This is a genomic window from Kitasatospora sp. NPDC059795 (assembly GCF_042732175.1).
In the GTDB taxonomy this organism is placed as follows: Bacteria; Actinomycetota; Actinomycetes; order Streptomycetales; family Streptomycetaceae; genus Kitasatospora.
Genome location: NZ_JBHWID010000001.1, coordinates 196,432 through 215,143, shown reverse-complemented (window position 1 = coordinate 215,143; position 18,712 = coordinate 196,432). Strand labels below are relative to the sequence as shown.

At 74.4% G+C, this 18,712-nt stretch carries 22 protein-coding genes; 19 read left to right on the top strand and 3 right to left on the bottom strand.

Translation table 11 applies throughout. From position 1 onward, the window contains the following. The first annotated feature begins 109 nt into the window (after nt 1–109). The 16 genes from ACFV4P_RS01055 to ACFV4P_RS00980 all read left to right on the top strand — a co-directional run bounded on the left by ACFV4P_RS01055 (nt 110) and on the right by ACFV4P_RS00980 (nt 13,311). A complete protein-coding gene (locus ACFV4P_RS01055) occupies nt 110–1,165 on the top strand; it encodes a radical SAM protein (RefSeq protein WP_380465940.1) in 1,056 nt (351 codons plus the stop codon). 103 nt (nt 1,166–1,268) lie between these two features. Next, entirely contained in the window at nt 1,269–1,943 is a 675-nt protein-coding gene (locus tag ACFV4P_RS01050) for an iron-containing redox enzyme family protein (protein ID WP_380465938.1), read from the top strand. Beyond that, nucleotides 1,940–2,167 carry an aroma-sacti cluster domain-containing protein gene (locus ACFV4P_RS01045; RefSeq protein ID WP_380465936.1) on the top strand — a complete coding sequence of 76 codons (228 nt, stop codon included), beginning with the start codon at nt 1,940–1,942 and terminating at the stop codon, nt 2,165–2,167. Before ACFV4P_RS01050 ends, ACFV4P_RS01045 begins: the two co-directional genes overlap by 4 nt. Further along, a complete protein-coding gene (locus ACFV4P_RS01040; RefSeq protein ID WP_380465934.1) occupies nt 2,154–5,219 on the top strand; it encodes an adenylate/guanylate cyclase domain-containing protein in 3,066 nt (1,021 codons plus the stop codon). The genes ACFV4P_RS01045 and ACFV4P_RS01040 overlap by 14 nt, the downstream gene beginning before the upstream one ends. Next, entirely contained in the window at nt 5,219–6,085 is an 867-nt protein-coding gene (locus ACFV4P_RS01035) for a S8 family serine peptidase (protein ID WP_380465932.1), read from the top strand. Before ACFV4P_RS01040 ends, ACFV4P_RS01035 begins: the two co-directional genes overlap by 1 nt. Before the next feature lie 40 nt (nt 6,086–6,125). Next, nucleotides 6,126–6,701, top strand: coding sequence for a GAF domain-containing protein (locus ACFV4P_RS01030; protein ID WP_380465930.1), 576 nt, complete (start codon nt 6,126–6,128; stop codon nt 6,699–6,701). Between the two features lie 134 nt (nt 6,702–6,835). Further along, the gene (locus ACFV4P_RS01025; protein ID WP_380465928.1) at nt 6,836–6,997 is read left to right on the top strand and encodes a hypothetical protein; all 162 of its coding nucleotides are present in this window, start codon (nt 6,836–6,838) and stop codon (nt 6,995–6,997) included. A 78-nt stretch (nt 6,998–7,075) separates the two neighbouring features. Further along, a complete protein-coding gene (locus ACFV4P_RS01020; protein WP_380465926.1) occupies nt 7,076–7,246 on the top strand; it encodes a hypothetical protein in 171 nt (56 codons plus the stop codon). Between the two features lie 62 nt (nt 7,247–7,308). Further along, complete coding sequence (locus ACFV4P_RS01015; RefSeq protein WP_158071954.1) at nt 7,309–7,476, top strand: hypothetical protein; 168 nt, start codon at nt 7,309–7,311, stop codon at nt 7,474–7,476. A 71-nt stretch (nt 7,477–7,547) separates the two neighbouring features. After that, on the top strand, nt 7,548–7,718 hold the full coding sequence (locus ACFV4P_RS01010) for a hypothetical protein (protein WP_380465924.1): 171 nt from the start codon (nt 7,548–7,550) through the stop codon (nt 7,716–7,718). Nucleotides 7,719–7,731: 13 nt separating this feature from the next. Beyond that, nucleotides 7,732–7,890: a hypothetical protein gene (locus ACFV4P_RS01005; protein WP_380465922.1), complete on the top strand. Its 159-nt coding sequence runs from the start codon at nt 7,732–7,734 to the stop codon at nt 7,888–7,890. A 25-nt stretch (nt 7,891–7,915) separates the two neighbouring features. After that, complete coding sequence (locus ACFV4P_RS01000; RefSeq protein WP_380465920.1) at nt 7,916–8,086, top strand: hypothetical protein; 171 nt, start codon at nt 7,916–7,918, stop codon at nt 8,084–8,086. Nucleotides 8,087–8,102: 16 nt separating this feature from the next. After that, nucleotides 8,103–8,276, top strand: a complete 174-nt coding sequence (locus ACFV4P_RS00995; protein ID WP_380465918.1) for a hypothetical protein — start codon at nt 8,103–8,105, stop codon at nt 8,274–8,276. 32 nt (nt 8,277–8,308) lie between these two features. Continuing rightward, on the top strand, nt 8,309–10,888 hold the full coding sequence (gene lanKC, locus ACFV4P_RS00990; protein ID WP_380465916.1) for a class III lanthionine synthetase LanKC: 2,580 nt from the start codon (nt 8,309–8,311) through the stop codon (nt 10,886–10,888). A 4-nt stretch (nt 10,889–10,892) separates the two neighbouring features. Further along, entirely contained in the window at nt 10,893–12,161 is a 1,269-nt protein-coding gene (locus ACFV4P_RS00985) for an MFS transporter (protein ID WP_380465914.1), read from the top strand. Between the two features lie 55 nt (nt 12,162–12,216). After that, nucleotides 12,217–13,311, top strand: a complete 1,095-nt coding sequence (locus ACFV4P_RS00980) for a LuxR C-terminal-related transcriptional regulator (protein ID WP_380465912.1) — start codon at nt 12,217–12,219, stop codon at nt 13,309–13,311. Between the two features lie 30 nt (nt 13,312–13,341). On the opposite strand, the gene ACFV4P_RS00975 is transcribed toward ACFV4P_RS00980, so the two are convergent. Beyond that, the gene (locus ACFV4P_RS00975) at nt 13,342–14,061 is read right to left on the bottom strand and encodes a TetR/AcrR family transcriptional regulator (protein WP_380465910.1); all 720 of its coding nucleotides are present in this window, start codon (nt 14,059–14,061) and stop codon (nt 13,342–13,344) included. Nucleotides 14,062–14,157: 96 nt separating this feature from the next. Here ACFV4P_RS00975 and ACFV4P_RS00970 point away from each other — a divergent pair, with 96 nt between their 5' ends. Next, the gene (locus tag ACFV4P_RS00970; protein ID WP_380465908.1) at nt 14,158–15,153 is read left to right on the top strand and encodes an aldo/keto reductase; all 996 of its coding nucleotides are present in this window, start codon (nt 14,158–14,160) and stop codon (nt 15,151–15,153) included. A gap of 88 nt (nt 15,154–15,241) precedes the next feature. Continuing rightward, nucleotides 15,242–15,784, top strand: a complete 543-nt coding sequence (locus ACFV4P_RS00965) for a GNAT family N-acetyltransferase (RefSeq protein WP_380465906.1) — start codon at nt 15,242–15,244, stop codon at nt 15,782–15,784. A 221-nt stretch (nt 15,785–16,005) separates the two neighbouring features. Here the strand turns inward: ACFV4P_RS00965 and ACFV4P_RS00960 are convergent, their stop codons facing one another. Next, a complete protein-coding gene (locus ACFV4P_RS00960) occupies nt 16,006–16,584 on the bottom strand; it encodes an NUDIX domain-containing protein (protein ID WP_380465904.1) in 579 nt (192 codons plus the stop codon). A gap of 267 nt (nt 16,585–16,851) precedes the next feature. After that, nucleotides 16,852–17,046: a hypothetical protein gene (locus tag ACFV4P_RS00955; RefSeq protein WP_380465902.1), complete on the bottom strand. Its 195-nt coding sequence runs from the start codon at nt 17,044–17,046 to the stop codon at nt 16,852–16,854. Nucleotides 17,047–17,386: 340 nt separating this feature from the next. Here ACFV4P_RS00955 and ACFV4P_RS00950 point away from each other — a divergent pair, with 340 nt between their 5' ends. Further along, the gene (locus tag ACFV4P_RS00950; RefSeq protein ID WP_380465900.1) at nt 17,387–18,340 is read left to right on the top strand and encodes a hypothetical protein; all 954 of its coding nucleotides are present in this window, start codon (nt 17,387–17,389) and stop codon (nt 18,338–18,340) included. Nucleotides 18,341–18,712 lie beyond the last annotated feature (372 nt).

Here is an 18,712-nt window from a genome sequence, read left to right as displayed (position 1 = left end):
GCGCCCGGGTGTTCGGGCGCCTGTACCGCCCTTTAGGCGTTCCTGTACCGGCCCGCAACCGCCGCGGCCCACAGTGCTGTTGGCAGCCACGCGGAGGGGAGGGACGGACATGGAACTGTCGGAGATCCTCGGCCTGCGCCCCGAGCCCGCCGCCGGGCTGCTGCTCGCACTGACCCGCCGTTGCCCGCTGGCCTGCGCGCACTGCTCGACCGCCTCGTCGATGGACTCCCCCGACCATCCGGACCGCGCGCTCCGGTCCCAACTGCTGCGCTTCGTCCGGTCGTTCACGCCGGAGCAGCGACCGGACGTGGTGCTGCTGACCGGCGGCGAACCGCTGCTGCTGCCCGACCTGGCACACGCGCTGACCCGGGCCGCACAGGGCGCCGGGTCCCAAGTCGCCGTGCTGAGCGGGCTGTTCTTCGCGCGCGACGGCGGTCGGATCCCGCCGCCGATCCTGCGGACGATCACCGCGCTCGACCACTTCTCGGCCAGCCTGGACGCCCCGCACGAACGCGAGGTGCCGCGCGCGGCCGTATTCCGGGTGCTGGCACGGGTGTTGGACGCGGGCGTGCCCGTCAGTCTGCACCTGACCGGCGCCGGGCCGGACGATCCGTACCTGGCGGACGCGACGGCGGCGGTGCTCCGCGCGTTCGGCGAGCGGGTGCCGATGCTGGTCAACGAGGTGCGCGCGGTGGGGCGTTCCACCACCGGCCGGACGGCGACCGGGCCGGGCGGGCCGTGCGCCATGGCGGCGTGGCCGACCGTCGCGCCCGACGGGACGGTGCTGGCCTGCTGCAGCCAGCGGACCGTGGACCGGCGGCCCGTCCCGCCGCACCTGCGGCTCGGCCACATCGCCGAGGACGACTGGCCGACCGTCCGCCGCCGCACCCTGGACTCGCCGCGCCTGCGCCTGATCCGCGTCCTCGGCCCGGACCACCTGCGTGCCCGCGCCGGCGGCGGCCCCGCCGAGGGCGGCTACTGCGCCGGCTGCCGCGCCCTGCCCGAACAGCCCGGCCCGGACGACGCCGCCGCGGCGGGCGCGGCCGGCCGCCTGCTGGACCAGCTGTCCGCCGCCCGCCTCCGCGCCCAGGGCCCGATCGCCCTGCTGCGCCGCCACGGCTGCGCCCCGTACGCCCACCTCGCGCAACCCGGAGCCCCGGCATGAGCGCCACCGCACGGCGGGTGGCCGCGTGAGCACCCCGCCCTCCGGCACACCGGGCGCCGGGCCGCCGTCCCCGACTCACAGCTACCGCACGGCCGGTGACCTCATGAGCATCCCGTTCTCCCGCGCGCTGAACGCCCGGCTCGCCCTCGTCGCGCCCGCGTTGCACCGGGCCAGTGCGCGGCTGTGGCGGCCGGACGGCGACCTCACGGGGCGCTACCGGCGCTACCTGTGGGCGATGCACGCGGTGACGACCGCGTCCGTGCCGCTGCTGGAGCGGGCGGCGAGCGCCTGTTCGCGGTGGGACGACGGCTGGGCGCCGTCGTTGGCGGCGTACTTCGCGGGGCACGCGGAGGAGGAACGGGGCCACGACGCCTGGCTGTTGGCGGATCTGGTCGCGGCGGGCGAGCCGACCGGGGAGCCGAGGCCGCTGCCGCCGCCGCTGGTGGTGGAGCTGGCGGGGGCGCAGTACTACCGGATCGAGCACCGCCATCCGGCGACGCTGCTCGGCTACTTGGCCGTCCTGGAGGGCCATGCCCCGTCCCCGGTGCTGGCGGGGGTGCTGGCGGCCCGCACCGGCCTGCCGGAGGCCGCGTTCCGCACCCTGCGCGAGCATGCCGACCTGGACGCCGACCACGTCGCGGAGGTCGAACGGCAGCTCGACCGGCTGCCGTTGACGGCGGATCAGCGGACCGAGGTCGCCGTCAGCGCCCTGCACACCGCGGGCATCCTCGCCCGGCTCTTCGACCAGCTCGCCGCGGACCCCGGAGGACACCGATGACCGACCGCACCGAAGCACCCGGAACCGCCGGCCCCGACCGGGCGCTGGCCGCGCTGGCCGCCGCCGGGTTCGACCTGAGCGGCCTGACGGAGGAGCAGCACGCCGTGCTGCGTGCGCTCACCGACCAGGAGCTGGCGCTGCTGGCCGACCTGAAGGGCCGGCTGGAGGAGGCCGGGCCGGAGGTCCAGGGGCATGCGGAGGTGGCGGGCGGTGCTCTCTTCTGACGCGTTCGGACCGGGCCCGGCCGGCGACCGCTGCCCGGGCTGCCACCGTCCGCTGCCCGCCGACGCCCGGTTCTGCGCGGCGTGCGGCACGGCGCGCGCGGACCTCCGCCGGCCGACGACCGCCGGCCGCAAGATCGTCACGGTGCTCTTCTGCGACCTGGTCGGCTCCACCGCCCTGTCGGGGACGCTCGACCCGGAGGCCCTGCGCGGGGTGACGCTGCGGTACTTCGACGCGATGCGGGCGGCGATCGAGGAGCACGGCGGGACGGTCGAGAAGTTCGTCGGGGACGCGGTGATGGCGGTCTTCGGGGTGCCGTCGGTCCGCGAGGACGACGCCCGGCGGGCGGTGGCGGCGGCGCTCGGCATGCGGGCGGCGCTGCGGGCGCTGAACGCGGAGCTGGACGCCGAGCTGGGGCTGCGCCTCCAGGTGCGGATCGGCGTCAACACGGGCCGGGTGGTGACGGGTTCGGACGCGTCGGCGCGGCAGGCGCTGGTCTCCGGCGAGGTGGTGAACATCGCGGCGCGGCTGGAGCAGCACGCGGGCCCGGGCGAGGTGCTGCTCGGCCCGGACACGGTGCGGGCGGCGGGCGCGGGCGTGCGGAGCGTCGAGGTCGGGCCGCTGCGGCTGAAGGGCGTGGCGCGGGAGGTGCTCGCGCACCGGCTGCTCGGCCTGGACCGCGGCGACCCCGGGGACACTCGACCCGATCCGCCGTTCGTCGGCCGACGCCCCGAACTCGCGCTGCTGGAAACCGAGTTGGGGAAGGCCGCGGAGCGCCGAGAGGGCCGGCTGCTGGTGCTGGGCGGCGAGCCGGGGCAGGGCAAGACCCGGCTGCTGCGGCACTGGCTGGAGCGGGCCGGCGGGGTGCGGTTCGGTGCGGGCCGCTGCCGTCCGCCGGGCGAGCAGGCGGGTCTCCAGCCACTGGCCGACGCCGTCGCGTCGCTGCTGGAGAGGTCGCCGGGGCACCCGCACCCGCCCGGCCTGGACGTGTTGGCGCGGGGCCTGCTGGCCGACGGCACGCCGACGCCGTCGCCGGAGGACACCTGCGCGGCGCTGGCCGAGGTGCTGGGCGCGCTGGCCGGGCCCGCGCCGGTGGTGCTGGTGATCGACGACGCGCACCGGGCGGCCGCGCTGCTGCTGGAGCTGCTGGAGCGGGTGGTGGCCGCCCTGGCCGGCGCGCCGGTGCTGGTCGTCGTGGCGGGCCGGCCCGAGCTGCTGGACGTCCGGCCGGCGGGCGCGCACCGGGTGTCGACGCTCGGCGGGCTGCCCGACCGGGACGCGGAGGAGCTGGCGCGGGCACTCGCCGGGGAGGTGCCCGCGCACCTGCTGGAGCGGGCGGGCGGCAACCCGCTGCACCTGGAGCAGCTGCTCGCGGCCCCCGCGGACGCGGCGGGCGACGGGGTGCCGCTGTCGTTGCAGACCCTGATCGGGGCCCGGCTGGACGCGCTGGATCCGGCGGAGCGGCGGGCGGTGGACCTGGCGTGCGTGCTGGGCCGGGAGTTCGCCGCCGAGGAGTTGGCCGCGCTGGCCGACGACGGAGCGGACCTGTCGGCGGCGCTGCGGCGGCTGGGTCGGCACCGGCTGGTGGTGGCGGACGGGGCGGCGTTCCGGTTCGCCAGCGGCGTGGTGCAGGAGGTCGCGTACGAGTGCCTGTCGAAGCAGGGCCGGGCCGAGCGGCACGAGCGGGCGGCCGCGCTGCGTTCGGTGCGCGCGGGCGGCCCGGCGGCCGTCGGCGGACACCTGGAGCGCGCGCACCGCTTCCGGGCCGAACTGGGCCGGCCGGGCGAGCACACCGAGGAACTGCGCCGGGCGGCGGCCGCGGCGCTGGCGGAGGCGGGCGCGCGGGCGGCGGCCCGCACCGACCCGGGCTGGGCGGTGGACCTGCTGACCAGGGCCACCGGGCTGCTGCGCCCGGGCGAGGAGGGCCGGCTGCCGGCCGCCCGGCGGCTCGGCGAGGCGCTGCTGGCGCTGGGCCGGATCGAGCCGGGCCGGGCGCTGCTCGCCGAGGTCGCGGCGGGCGCGGACGACCCGGTGGAGGCGGCGCACGCCCGGCTCAGCCTGGCCGCGGTCGGCCAGCAGCAGGCGCCCGCGCCGGTGGCCCGGCAGACCCTGCCGGTGTTCGAGCGGGCGGGCGACCAGCTGGGCCAGGCGCGGGCCTGTCTGCGGCTCGCGCAGCAGGAGCAGGTCGACGGCCGGCACGCGGCGGCGACCCGGCTGCTGGCCCGGGCGCTGCGGCACGCCGAGCGGTCCGACGGCGAGCAGGAGCGGGCGTCGGCGCTGGGCGCGATCGGCGTGTCGCTGTGGCGCGGTCCGCTGCCGGCGGCCGCGGCGGTGGCGCGCTGCCGGGGGCTGCTGGCCGCGCAGGGCCCGGGGCGGCGGGCAGTGCCGGTGACGTTGAACTGTCCGCTGGCGGTGCTGCTGGCGCTCGGCGACGACGGGGTCGGGGCGGCGGCCTGCCTGGCGGAGGCCGGGCGCCATGCGGAGCGCCTGGGCTACGCGGAGGCGGCGGCGTTCCTGCCGCTGTTCGGCGCGACGGTGGCGGCGCTGGCCGGCCGGTCCCGGGAGGCGCTCGACCTGCTGGCCCAAGCGTCCACCGCCGCCAAGGAGTTGGGCGGCGGCGCACTGCTGAGCAGCGCACTGCTGGACACCGCGCGGCTGCGGCTGGACCTGGGCGAGCGGGCGCCGGCCCGGGCCGCGCTGGCGGCGCTGGAGGAGGAGCGGGCCCGGACCGGCGGACGGCTGTCGTTCGCGGCGTTGGCCGAACGCGACGGCCTGCGGGCCCGGCTGGCGGCCGCCCGCGGCGACCGGGACGGTGCCCTGGAACTGGCCCGCGGCGCGGTCGCGGAGGCCGCCCGGACGGACTCGCCGATCCTCCAGGGTCTGGCCGCCGCCGACCTGTCCCGCACCGCCGCGCTGCTCGGGCTGGACCGGGAACGTGCGCTGGCCGCCGACGCCGCCCGCAGCCGATTCGCGGCCAAGGGGCACCGTCCGGGCGTGCGGCTCGCCGACTCCCTGGCCGGCCGCCACCATTCCCCCAGAGAGGCGATCTCCTGATGACGACCGTGCCCGACGCCGCGCCCGACGCCGCGCCCCCGCGCGGTCTGACCTGGCGCCTGACCGACCGGACCGTCGAGGACGTCCGGCTGGAGGCCGATGCGCTGCCGGAGCGTCCGGCGCCGGGCGCGCTGGTCGGCGGCTCGGGCCGGGGGGTGCGGGTCTGCGTGGTGGACTCCGGAGTCGACGGCACCCATCCGCTGGTCGGCGCGGTGGCGGGCGCGCACGTGGTGCGCAAGGACGAGGACGGGACGATCCGGGTCGATCCGCTGAAGGCCGACGACCGGGGCGACCTGTGCGGCCACGGCACGGCCTGCGCGGGCATCGTCCGCCGGGTCGCGCCGGACTGCGAGATCCACAGCGTGCGGGTGCTCGGCGAGCGGTTCTCCGGCACCGGCGACGTGCTGCTGGCCGGGCTGCGCTGGGCGATCCGGGAAGGCTTCGAGGTGATCAACCTGAGCCTGTCGACCACCCGCACCCGCTTCTTCGAGGGCCTGCACACGCTGGCCGACGAGGCGTACTTCGGACGCAGCGTGATCGTCGCCTCCGCCCACAACACCCCCGTGGAGAGCTTCCCCTGGCGGTTCTCCTCGGTGGTGTCGGTGGGCAGCCACCTGGAGGAGGACCCCGATCTGCACCTGTACAACCCGGAGCCGCCGGTGGAGTTCTTCGGTCCGGGCGCCAACGTCGAGGTGGCCTGGCTCGGCGGCGGGACGGTGCGCAGCAGCGGCAACAGCTACGCGACGCCGTTCGTCGCGGGCCTGTGCGCGCGGATCCTGTCCGAGCGGCCGCGGCTGACCCCGTTCCAGCTCAAGCACGCCCTGTACCTGTCCGCAGCGAACGTCCACCTCGGCGGCGACCGGTGAGCGCCGGCCCGTACGTCGTGAGAAAGGGACCGTGGTCGAGATGACCCAGTCAACCGCCCCCGCCGCGCCGCCCACTGATCCGGTGGTGGCGGAACTCCTTCAGTCGGTGGTCGATGTGGCCCGCGCCATCTTCGGCGCGCAGGCCGGCTCGATCCTGCTGCTCGACCACCAGTCCTTCGAGCTGGTCTTCCAGGCGGTCTCCGGCCAGGGGCAGGAGTTCCTGATCGGCCGCCGCTTCCCGGCCGGTCAGGGCATCGCCGGCTGGGTGGCCGGCTCGGGCGAGCCGATGATCGTCGACGACCTGCGGCGCAGCGCGTCCTTCGACCGCACCGTCGCGGAGTCCACCGGGTACGTGCCGGACGCGCTGATGGCGGCCCCGCTGATCCACGGCGACCGGGTGCTGGGCGTCCTGGAGGTGCTGGACCCGGCCCCCGCGTCGGCCCGGGCCTCGCTGCCGGAGCTCGACCTGCTGGCGCTGTTCGCCCGCCAGGCGGCGGTGGCGCTGCGGGTGGCCGTGGACGGCTCAGCGGCGGCGGCCGACGCGGACGAACGCGACCGCGCGGTGCGGCTGCTGACGGAGGTGCAGCGGCTGATCGGCGACCACCCCGACCGGTGACGGCCGGTGGTCTGTACCGGCGAGCGGTGGTCTGTACCGGCGCTGAACCGGGCTCGTACCGGCTTTGAAGCGGACACAACTAGCTTTGTTCTCAAGGCAGTTGAGCCGCAGTTCCGCCAGCGAAGGAGACCACGATGAGCGTCGAGCAGACCCCCGAGGAGAACGCCGCCGAGACCGAGGCCGTTCTCTCGCTCCAGGAGACCGAGACCGGCGACGAGGTCGAGGCGCACGGGGCCAGCACCTACAGCATCTTTGCCTGCACCGGCACGGTCACCCCCACCAAGACCCAGGCCTGACCCTCACGGGGCCGGGTCCGCACCGACCTGGCGCGGACCCGGCCCCGGGCCCTCCCGGCGACCGCCGAGGAGACCGGCATGAGCATCAGCCCCGCCCTCCCGGACGCGGCCGAGACCGCCGCTGTGCTCTCCCTCCAGGAGACGCCGGCCGTCCACGACGGCGCCGAGGACCAGGACGCCTACACGAGCACCCTGAGCCTCGCCGCCTGCCACCCGACGACCGTGCCCCCGACGCGCACGGAGATCTGAGCCGGCCGGGCCGAACACCCGCTCCCGCCGAGCCCGGCGGGACCAGCCATCGGGAGACCGCCATGAGCACCAGCCCCACCGTCACGGACGCCGCCGAGACCGCCGCCGTGCTCTCCCTCCAGGAGACGCCCGTCGCCGAGGCCGGCCACGAGGGCCCGGAGCAGGCCTACAGCTCCTGGAGCGTCGTCACCTGCCACATCCGCCTGCCCGGGACGAACACCCAGCCCTGAGCCGTGCGGAGCCACCGCCGTGTCCCGCCGGGCCGATCGGGCCCGGCGGGACCACCCATCGGGAGACCACTGTGAGCACCGATCCGATCCGCGAGAACGACGCCGAGACCGAGGCCGTCCTCTCCCTCCAGGAGGCGCCCGCCGTCGGCGACGACGACGTCCAGGCGCACGACGCCATGAGCGCCACCAGCGTGGTGCTGTGCGGCCCGCCCACCCACCCGACCCACCCCACCGAATCCTGACCCGGAGGCCCGGATGAGCACCGACCGCACCCCCGAGAACGACGCCGCCGAGACCGAGGCCGTGCTCTCCCTCCAGGAGACCGAGACCGGTTCCGAGGTCGAGGCCCACGAGGCCAGCACCTGGACCATCGGCTGCAACATCACCGTCACCAAGACCATCAAGTCCGAGTAATGACGCACCCGACGGGAGGCCCCGCATGAGCACCGACCGCACCCCCGAGGACAGCAGCGCCGAGACCGAAGCCGTCCTCTCCCTCCAGGAGACGCCCACCGCCGACGACGACGTCGAGGCCCACGCCGTCAGCAACACCAGCGTGGTCATGTGCCCGACCACGCCCACCAACCCGACCCACCCCACCCTGTCCTGACACCGGGAGGCCGCAGATGAGCACCGACCGCACCCCCGAGAACGACGCCGCCGAGACCGAGGCCGTCCTCTCCCTCCAGGAGGCGCCCACCGCCGACGACGGGGCGGAGGTGGAGGCGCACGGGGCCAGCCTCTACAGCACGTGGAGCATCGCCTGCGTCGTCAAGCCGCCCGTCACCACCGCCAGCTGACACCCCGCACCCACCGGACAAGGAGCACGTTCATGGCCGAGGCGCTGGCGGAATTCGCCGTCGCGGACCGGGAGTACTACGAGCCGCTGGACACCGCCGCGCCGCAGGGCGACCCGTTCACGCCGGGTCGGCCCGCCGAGGGCTGGCGCGGGAAGGTGGGCGGGATCTGGACCATGTGGCGCCGGGAGGGGATGCCGGAACTGCCCGACGACGGCTGGAAGGTGCACGTCTCGGCGCGTCGGTCGCGGGCCGCCGCCGTGCTGGACACCGTCGCCGAGATCTGCTTCGCGCAGGACGTGGCCTTCAAGCACCTCGCCACCGACCACTGGTACTGGTGGCTGCACCGCAAGCACGCCTCACGGCCGCAGAGCGGCAAGTTCATCGCCGCGTACCCGGTGGACGCGAAGGCGGCCCGCCGGCTGATGGAGGCGCTGCGGGAGGCGCTGGACGGTGAGCAGGGTCCGCTGATCCTGACCGACCGGCGCTTCCCCGGCAGCGACACCGTGCAGTACCGGTACGGGGCGTACCTGGGCCGCGACGAGGTCGACGCGGACGGCACCCGCACCTCGCTGACCCGGGACGCCGACGGCAAGGCCGTACCGGACAAGCGCGGTGCCTCGTTCCACCTGCCGGACGGCTTCACCGACCCGTTCACCGCGGCCGCCCCCGACACCGTGCCCCGCCCCGAGGGGCCGGTCGTGCTGCGCGGCTTCGCGATCGAGGGCGCGATCGTCCACTCCAGCGGCGGCGGCACCTACGAGGGCCTGGAGGTCGCGACCGGCCGCAAGGTGTTCCTCAAGGAGGCCCGGCCGTTCCACGGCCTGGGCGACGGCGAGGACGACGCGGTCGCCCGGCTGCACCGGGAGTGGCGGACGCTGACCACCCTGCACGAGCTGGCACCGGGCCTCGCCCCGGAGCCGATCGCCCTGTTCACGGCCGGCGGGCACGAGTTCATGGTCACCGAATTCGTCGAGGGCAAGTCGCTGAACCGGATACCGCCGACCAGCCACCCCTTGATGAAGGCCGACAGCACCCCCGACAAGTACGCGGCCTACTACGCGCGCTGCGAGCGCATCCTCGCCTCCGTCGAGGCCGCGATGGAGCGCCTGCACGCCCTCGGCTGGACGTTCCAGGACGTCAGCCCGGCCAACGTCCTGGTCACGCCCGAGGACGACATCCGGTTGATCGACTTCGAGACCGCCTGCGGCCCCGACGACACACCCGACCAGATGGGCACGCCCGGGTTCGTCCCGCCGCAGCACATCGTCGACCGCGACGGCCGTACCGCCAAGGACGACTTCGGCGTCAGCGCACTCGCCCAGACCCTGGTGGGCTGCCTGCCGCTCACCGTCGGCCGCGCCCCCGACACGCTCACCCACTTCCACCACGACCTGGCCGAACTCGCCCCGGTCGCAGAGACGTTGTGGAAGCGCGCCACCCACTACCACCCGCCGAGCGAGTCCCCGGCGCTGCCGTCGCCGCAGGAGGTCGCCGCCGACCCGCTGCGCCACCTCGCCGACCTGCGCGAGGCCGTCGCGGCGGGGCTGCTGGCCGCCGCCGACCCCGAGCACCCGCAACGGACCTTCCCGACCGTCCCGCAGGGGTACGCCAGCAACACCCGGTGCGTGCTGTTCGGCGCGGCCGGCGTGCTGCACACCCTGAACCGCTGCGGCATCGCCGCCCCCGAGGGCGCGCTGGAACGGCTGCGCCGCGACGCGCTCGCCGACGCCGACCAGCTCGCCCCCGGCCTGTACGTCGGCCTGGCCGGGATCGCCTGGGTGCTCGCCGAACACGGGCTGCTGGACGAGGCCCGGAGCCTGCTGGACACCGCCGACGCGCACCCGCTGGTCGGGCAGAACGCCACCCTGCAGGGCGGCGCGGCCGGCCTGGCGATGGGCCACCTCGCGCTGTACCGCCGCACGGGCGACGGGCACCACGCCGAGCGCGCGCACGCCCTGCTGGCCGCCCAGCCGCACGGCGCGGACCTGGTGCCCGGGCTCGGCCGCGACGACGCCACCGGCCTGCTGCACGGCCGCGCCGGACTGGCCCTCGCGTACCAGCAGTTCGCCCGGGTCACCGGCGACACCTCGCTGCTCGCCCGGGGCGTGGAGCTGCTGCACGCCGAACTCGACCGGGCCACCGACCCGGACGCGGCGGGCCTGCTGTTCCCGGTCTCCACCGAGGACAAGCGCGCCATGCCGTACCTGTACTGCGGCTCGGCGGGCCTGGCGCACGTCGCCACCCGGTACCTGCGCGCCGGCGCCGACGAACGGCTGACCGAGACCCTGCCGCGCCTGCTCGCCCCGCTGCACGGCGGCCACACCGCGCTGCCCGCGCTGTACGCGGGCGCGGCCGGGTTCGCGTTCGTCCTCGCCGAGCACGCCCTGCTGACCGGCGACGAGGCCTCGCGTGCCGGGGCCGTCCGGGCCGCCCGGCAGCTGTACAAGCACGCGGTGCCGCACGACGACGGGTCGGTGCGCTTCCTCGGGTTCGGCCTGCTCCGCTTCAGCACCGAGCTGTGGACCGGCTCGGCCGGCATCCTGCTGGCGCTCGACCAGGTCCTCGCGCCGCGCACCGACCTGCTGTTCACCCTCGACGGACCTGCGGAGTGAACCGGTGGCCCGCGATCTGAAGCTGTACTGGTGGGGGCAGACCGCCTCCACCATGGGCTCCCTGTTCACCGCGGTCGCACTGCCCGTGGTCGCCGTCGTCCACCTGAACGCGTCCCCCGGCCAGCTCTCGCTGATCGGCGCGGCGGGCACCCTGCCGGCCCTGCTGTTCGGGCTGCCGGCCGGGGTGCTGGCCGACCGGATCCGGCGGCCCCGCCGCGCCCTGGTCCTGCTCGACGCCGTCTCCGCACTGGCGATCGCCGCGGTGGCCGCCGCCGTGGCGGGCGACGTGGTGTCGATCCCCTGGCTGATCGCCCTCGCGCTGGTGTCCGGCGGGGTGTCGGTGATCACCGAAGTGGTGTACTTCCTGCACCTCAACCAGCTCGTCGAGGCGGGCGAACTCACCAGGGCCCGGGCCCGGTTGCAGAGCGGCCAGCTCGGCGCGGGCCTGGTCGGCCGCCTGGTGGCCGGCCCGGCGATCGTCGCCTTCGGCACCGCGACGGCGCTGGCGATCGACGCCGTCAGCTACCTGCTCAGCGCGGCCGCGCTGCTGACGATGCGGCCTGTCGCCCCGCTGGACCGGCCACCGCACACGGGGCCGTCGACATTCCTGCGCGACGCGCTGGTCGGCGCCCAGGTCCTGTACCGCAACCGGTTCTACCGGGTGCTGATGCTGATGCTGTCCGTCCCGGTCTTCACCGGCGCCGGCAGCGGCGCACTCGGCGGGATCTACCTGCTGCACACCCTGCGCGTCCCGACCGGCGTGTTCGGCCTGGTCGGCATGGCGGCCGGACTGCTGGGCCTGCTCGGCTCGACGCTGGCCGGGCGGGTGCTCACCGCGCGGCGCGACCCCCGGCGGGTCGTCGTGCTGTGCTATCTCGCCGGCGCGCTGTGCGGACTGCTGTACCCCGCCGCCGGCGGTCCACTGCCGCTCGCCCTGGTGGTGACGGGCCTGGGCATCGGCGTGCCCGCCCTGTTCGGGGCCGTCGCCAACATCGCGCTCAGCCCCGTGCTGATGGCGGAGACCGGCGAGGACGCGCTCGGCCGGGTCACCGCGACGCTGCACGTCTACGTCGGCGCGCTCGGCCTGCTCGGCGCGCTCACCGGCGGTCTGCTGGGCGACCTGCTCGGCGTCCGGCCCGCGCTGTGGGCACTCGCGGGGACCGCCGCGGTCGGCGTCCTGCTGGTCGCCCCGCTCGCCCTGCGCGTCGTCCGCGACCGGCCACTGCCGGCCGAACCGACCGCACGCGAGGAGGCCGCCGCAGCCGCGCCGTGAGCATCCGGGCACGCACCGTCGCCACGAACCGAACACAGGTGCTAGCGTCCGGCTCATGGGATTACGCGGACCGCGGCGCGCCGCCGCGCGCGCAGCGATCGAGGGCCTGCGGGAGCTCACCGAACTCGGCCTGACCAGCAGTCAGATCTTCCGACGTGCCGACGAACTCCTGCGTCCCGCGCTGGAGTTCGACGCGGTGTGCTGGCACACCAACGACCCCTCCACCGGGCTGGTCAACTCGGTGCAGAGCGACGACCTCAACCTCGGCCAGTTCCAGGACGCGGTCCACCTGGAGGTGTGGGCGGACGACCTGGCCACCTTCCCGAAGATCCGCAACAGCGGGGTGTACGCCGAGACCCTCAGCCGGGCCAGCCGGGGCGTCCCGCAGCGCAGCATCCGCTTCCGCGAGCAGATCTCCCGGCACGGCTTCGGCGACGAACTGCGCGCGGTGTTCGACGCGGCGGGCGGCATGTGGGGCTGCGCGGCGTTCATGCGCGTCGAGGACCGCGGTCCGTTCCCGGCGCAGCAGCGCGAACTCGCCGACGCCGCAGCCAAGTTGCTCGGCCAGGCGCTGCGCGCCAGCCACATCCCGACGGCCGGGCCGCCGGGCGCCGACCCGACGCCGGCGGTGTTCCTGCTGGACCGGCACAACCGTCCGCGCGCGCTGTCCGGTCCGGCGGAGGAGCTGCTGTCCCGGCTCGCCGACCCGTCGCCGACCTCGCTGCGCGTCCCGACCGCGATCGCGATGGCCGCCGAGCACGCCCGCCGGGCCGCGCACGGCCTGCCCAGCCCGCACGTCCCGGTGCGGATCCGCACCCACGACGGCCACTGGTACCTGCTGCACGCCGCAGCCCTGCGCGACATGCTGCCCGCGGACCCGGCGGCCGACGAGGTCACCGTGGTCGCCACCCCCGCCTCGCCGGCGCACATCGTCCCGCTGCACCTGGCCGCTTACGGCCTCACCGCCCGGGAGCAGGAGGTCGCGCTACTGCTGATCCGCGGCGCCGACACCCGCGAGGTCGCCCAGCGGCTGGCGATGACGCCCTACACGGTGCAGGACCACCTGAAGTCGGTGTTCACCAAGACCGGGGTGGGCCGCCGCCAGGAGCTCACCGCGCTGATCATGCAGGCGCTCAACACTCCGGGCTGATCCCGCCCTCACCCCGGGCTGATCCCGCCCTCACTCCGGGCTGATCCCGCCCTCGTCCATCAGCCGGCGCAGCCACTCGCGCAGCAGGGCCGTCTCGGCGGCGGTGAACCGGTGCGGCAGCTCGGGCAGCGCGGCGTCCAGGGCGATGGCCAGGGCGGCGGGGGTGAGCGTGTCGGGCGCGGGGGCCGGGCGGCCGGTGATCGCGGCGAGGACGGTCTCGCGGGTGCAGCCGGACAGCGCGAGGTCGCGAGTGGCGGGCGGTTCGGCGATCAGGGTCAGGGTGACGCCGCGGGCGGTGGCCCGGATCATCTGCCCGGCCAGCTCCACCGGCAGGCGCAGCCTGCCCTCCCGGGCGGCGCGTTCCAGCATGCCGGTGAGCACCCGGGCGGACCGTTCGGCGGCCTCGACGGCCTCGCCGGAACGGGTGGCGCTGTACATCAGGGCGTAGAACGACGGGTGGGTCAGGCCGAACTCGACGTGCAGGTCCCAGCCGCGGCGCAGGTCGTCGACCGGGTCGGAGCCGGGCGGGCGAGCGGTCTTCTCGGCGAGGTAGCGCTCGAAGGCGTGGTTCACCACGGCGTCGATCAGGCCCTGCTTGTCGCCGAACAGCCGGTACAGGGTGGGGGCCTGCACGCCGGCGGCCGCCCCTACGGCCCGGGTGGACATGGCCTCGGCGCCGCCCTCGGCGAGGAGTTCGGCGGCGGCGGCGAGGATGCGCTCGCGGGGGTCGGCGGAGGTCTCTGCACTCATGCGAAGCAACGCTACCGGATCCTTGTTAGCAGTGGATTATCAGTGCTATGTTCCTCTCGTTACCACCGCTAACCACGAGCGAACGGGAAACCCCTCATGGACACGCGCATCCTCGGCACCGACGGACCAGTCGTCTCCGCCCTCGGCCTCGGCCTGATGGGCATGTCGGACGCCTACGGCGCGGCCGACGACACCGAATCGGTCGCCACCGTGCACGCCGCGCTCGACGCCGGCGTCACCCTGCTCGACACCGGCGACTTCTACGGCATGGGCCACAACGAACTGCTGCTGCGCGACGCCCTGCGCGGCCGCGACCGCGACAACGCCGTGATCAGCGTCAAGTTCGGCGTCCAGCGCGACGCCTCCGGCGGCTTCCTCGGAATCGACGCCCGCCCCGCCGCCGTCAAAGCCTCGCTGGCGTACTCGCTGCGCCGCCTCGGCGTCGACCACATCGACGTCTACCGCCCGGCCCGCCTCGACCCGGCCGTCCCGATCGAGGAGACCGTCGGCGCGATCGCCGAACTGGTGCAGGCCGGCCTGGTCCGCCACATCGGCCTGTCCGAGGTCGGCGCGGAGACCCTGCGCCGCGCCCACGCCGTCCACCCGATCGCCGACCTGCAGATCGAGTACTCGCTGATGTCGCGCGGCATCGAGTCCGAAATCCTGCCCGTCGCCCGCGAGTTGGGCATCGGCATCACCGCCTACGGGGTGCTCTCGCGCGGTCTGCTGTCCGGCCACTGGAGCCGTCAGCGGGCCGTCGGCGAACGCGACTTCCGCAACTTCAACCCGCGCTTCCAGGGCGAGAACCTCGACCACAACCTGGCCCTGGTCGAGGCGCTGCGGGCCGTCGCCGACGCCAAGGGCGCCACCGTCGCCCAGGTCGCCATCGCCTGGGTCGCCGCCCAGGGCAAGGACGTCGTCCCGCTGGTCGGCGCCCGCCGCCGCGACCGCCTCGCCGAAGCCCTCGCCGCCGAGACCCTCCACCTCACCCCCGCCGACCTCGCCGCCGTCGAACGGGCCGTCCCCGCCGACTCCGCCGCCGGCTCCCGCTACGCCGCCCCGTTCATGGCCCAGCTCGACAGCGAGCGCTGACCGGACCCGCGGCGGATCCCATGGCCGCCATAACAGCGAAGGGTATTCGGTTGATCAACTACCGCCCGTCCTCTAGTAATTGCCTGTGATGCGAGGCGAGACGATCGGGCTGCGGGCCCGGCACGACGATGACATTCCGGTACTCCACTCCGAGCTGTACGAGGACGTGGCCACCCGGTCGCGCGCCGACTCCCGCCCCTGGCGGCCCCTGTCCGCCGCCCACTCGCCGTTCGTGGTGGCGGGGCCGGAGGACGACGTGGCGTGGTTCTCCGTCGAGGAGCTGGCGTCGGGCGAGCTGGCCGGCGAGGCGGTGCTCTGGGGCATCGACACCCACAACCGCTCCGCCCACCTCGGGCTGGCCCTGCGCCCCGCCTTCCGCGGCCGCGGGCTCGCCTCCGACGCGGTGCGCACCCTCTGCGCATACGGCTTCGCCGTCCGGGGCCTGCAACGCCTGCAACTGGAGACCCTCACCGACAACGCCCCGATGCTGGCCGCGGCAACCGGTGCCGGATTCCTCCGCGAGGGAACACTGCGCAGGGCCGCCTGGACATACGACGGCTGGGCCGATCAGGCCGTCCTCGGCCTCCTGGTGGACGACTGGGAACCCCGCGAGAAGCAGCCCGCCCGGTAACGGAACGGCCCCACGTCGCCCCGGTCGCACTGGGTGACTCGGCTGTGCGGGTGGGCCTTTCGAGAGGTCGGCCGAGCATCGTCGACAACTACCCGATGTCCCAGTTCCTCTGACGCACCGGAGGAGAAGGACACCCCGGTGCTCCCAGCGCGTTGGCGGTGACCGGTGACCGAGTGCGCCCGCCCCCGACAGTGGCGGGCGCGCCCCGGGTGGTGCTGCTGCTACGCCCCAGGGGTGGTGCTGTCGGGACGGAAGGCGGTGGCGGCGGTCGTGCGCTGTGCGGTGAGCAGGACGGCCACAAGGGTGCCGGCCTCGGTGATCCGACCGTCGCCGCACATCGTCACTGCCTCCACCAGGGGGATCCACCGCAGTTCCATGTCGGCCTCACTGGCCTCCCGCTGGTGCTCGCCGGCGGTCAGGCCCGTGGCGAGGTAGAGGTGTTCACGGGTCTGCGCCCCGGCGGGCATCCGCCACATCGACGTCAGCAGCTCGACCTCGGCGGCCTGGAGCCCGGCCTCCTCCTTGAGTTCCCGCAGCGCGGCCGCCCCCGGGTCCTCGCCCTTCCCGCACCCGCCGCCGGGGCACATCAGCAGCCGCTCACCGCACACGTGGACGTTCTCCTCCACCAGCACGATCCTGCCCTGGTCGTCGAGGGCCAGCACGCGCACCCCGTCGACCGACTCGGTGTACTCGTACGTCCCCAGGCTGCCGTCCGCGCGCCGGACTTCGTCGCGGCGCACCACCAGTCGGCGTCCCCTGTACACGACGGTCGACGATTCCGTGGTCCAACCCTCGATCATGCCGCCCTCTCCTCCCAATCACGGCCGAACTGCCGCAGCAGAAGGGCCGGGGACATCGGCGTTCCGGAACGGCGCGGCAAGCGGTGCGCCGAGGCCGTACCAGGACGCAGTCTCCTCCAACCAGCAGCCGCCGACGAGGTGTTCGACCGCGGCGAGGCCAGGACGGACAATGCCGCCCGGGCCTCTCTCCACCGTGACAGTGGGTGCCGGGCCAACGAGGCTGGTGTCCCGATCGAAGATCCGGACGCTGCCTCAGGTGCCGGCCTGCTACTGGGGGCTGGCTCCCGGCATGTGGGTGTCCACCGTGACAACCACCTCGTCGTCCATCCCGACCATCGTGCCGACGTCAGGCGTGATCTTCACGATGATGTAGTCCCGGCTCACCGACAGGTCGTCATCAAGGACATCGTGCCCGTCCGGCGCCACCGCCGTCGTGACGTTGAAACAGTCCAGTTCGCCCATCACCGAGAACATGACCTTGTTGCCGATCGCTCGGGCCGGGATCGGCTGCGGCCACACCCTTTTCGGGCAGGGGATCAGCCGTTCATCAACGGACGGGCTGCTGCCGGGTGTTGCCGGCCCACCGGCGGCGGCCGTGGAGTCCGACCGGAGCCCTCACCCTCCGCAGGCCACCCGTTCCACGAGAGCGCCACGACCGACAACCCGGCCTCATCTGGCGCACTCTCACCTGCCCGGCGTCTCAACGTTGGTACCGTCCTGCTGAATGCCACCAGTTGGGCATCCCACCGTCATCGAAGCGCACCCCAGCAGCGCAGTCCGTCGGCGCAGAGGAGAAGACCGCTTGGCCCGCAACAAGGACGACGTCGGCCGGTTCCTCTACTGGTCGGACCGGCGGCTCCGCGGCATCGCCCGCGACAACGGCGTCACCCTCGGCCGCTGGAAACTCACCTCGGTGAGTCCACCGTCAACGGTCGGCCCGGTGCCGCTCCCCCAGACGTCGTTCAGCGCGCCCGCACAGGAGACGGACCGGCGCGACATGACGATCCGAATCCGCAAGGCCCTCAAGGCGCGAACCGTGGTGAGGTTCGACTCGCCGCCTCCTACCGACTTCGCCGAAGGGGTTGGCCGGGTCGAGTTCGCGCGCTTCATCGGCGGCTCCGCACAGGACAAGGGGGTGCTGCTGCACACGCACACCTCCAGCCCCGACGGGCGACGGGTCGACGTGATCCTGTTCGGCAGCCTCGACAACACCCCCGACTTCCGCACCACCGATGCGGCAGAGGTCGGATGGACATCGTCAGCGTGGATGGCGGTCTCCCAGTTCATGGAGGGCCTCCACCCCGACAGAGTCGGCTTCTGGGGTGACACGGAGGAGGCCGCCTTCGAAGTTCTGAAGATCGCTCTGCACCAAGGATGCACGGGCCCCGACAGTGAGCATGCCGGCCGGCCGTGGACGCGCGGATTCACTCTCGGCCGGGCTGAGAACTGCGAATGGTTCGCAGAGATCTACGCCGACGTCGTCCTGGACCACGACAGGTGGGCACGGCAGCTTCAAAGGGAGGGCCTGGACGGCCCGGAGCGAATCCTCATCGGCGCACCCGTGTGGGCTCGAACCGCGAGTCCACAAGCCCTTGTGCGGTACACCGAACTGCGTGCACGAGGAGAGCACTCGCGGCGGCGCTGGTCCCTGCCGTTCCTTCGCCGGGCCCGGACCGAAGTGGAACCGACCACCGTCCTACCAGAAGCCATCCCGACCGGTGCCGAGCCTTCCACCACACCCGAACAGGTCAACTGACCAGGCGCAGCAGGCCCGCAGGGCACTCGAAGAAGGCAACTCCCCGCGACGTAGCCACCTCAGCGGACGCCGCCCGTTCGCACCGGAGCTTCGATCTGCGCCATGAGCAGCAGCAACAACTAGGCGATCGCCCGTACTTGGCCATGTGCGGCCACGAGGGCCCGGTCGATACTCGCTCAGGTTCCAGTGTCGTTGCATCACCCCAGTTCAGCGGATGCAATGGACTTCGAGATCCGTGAAGACCGGACGGATCAGGGGCCGGTGAAACTGAGTGGGGAGCGAGCGGCGGGAGAGAAGGGTTTCCAAGCGGCTGTCGGCCTCGGCTCGGACTTCAGGCCCGCCCCGGACTCTCGCACCGCTCGACTGCTGCCC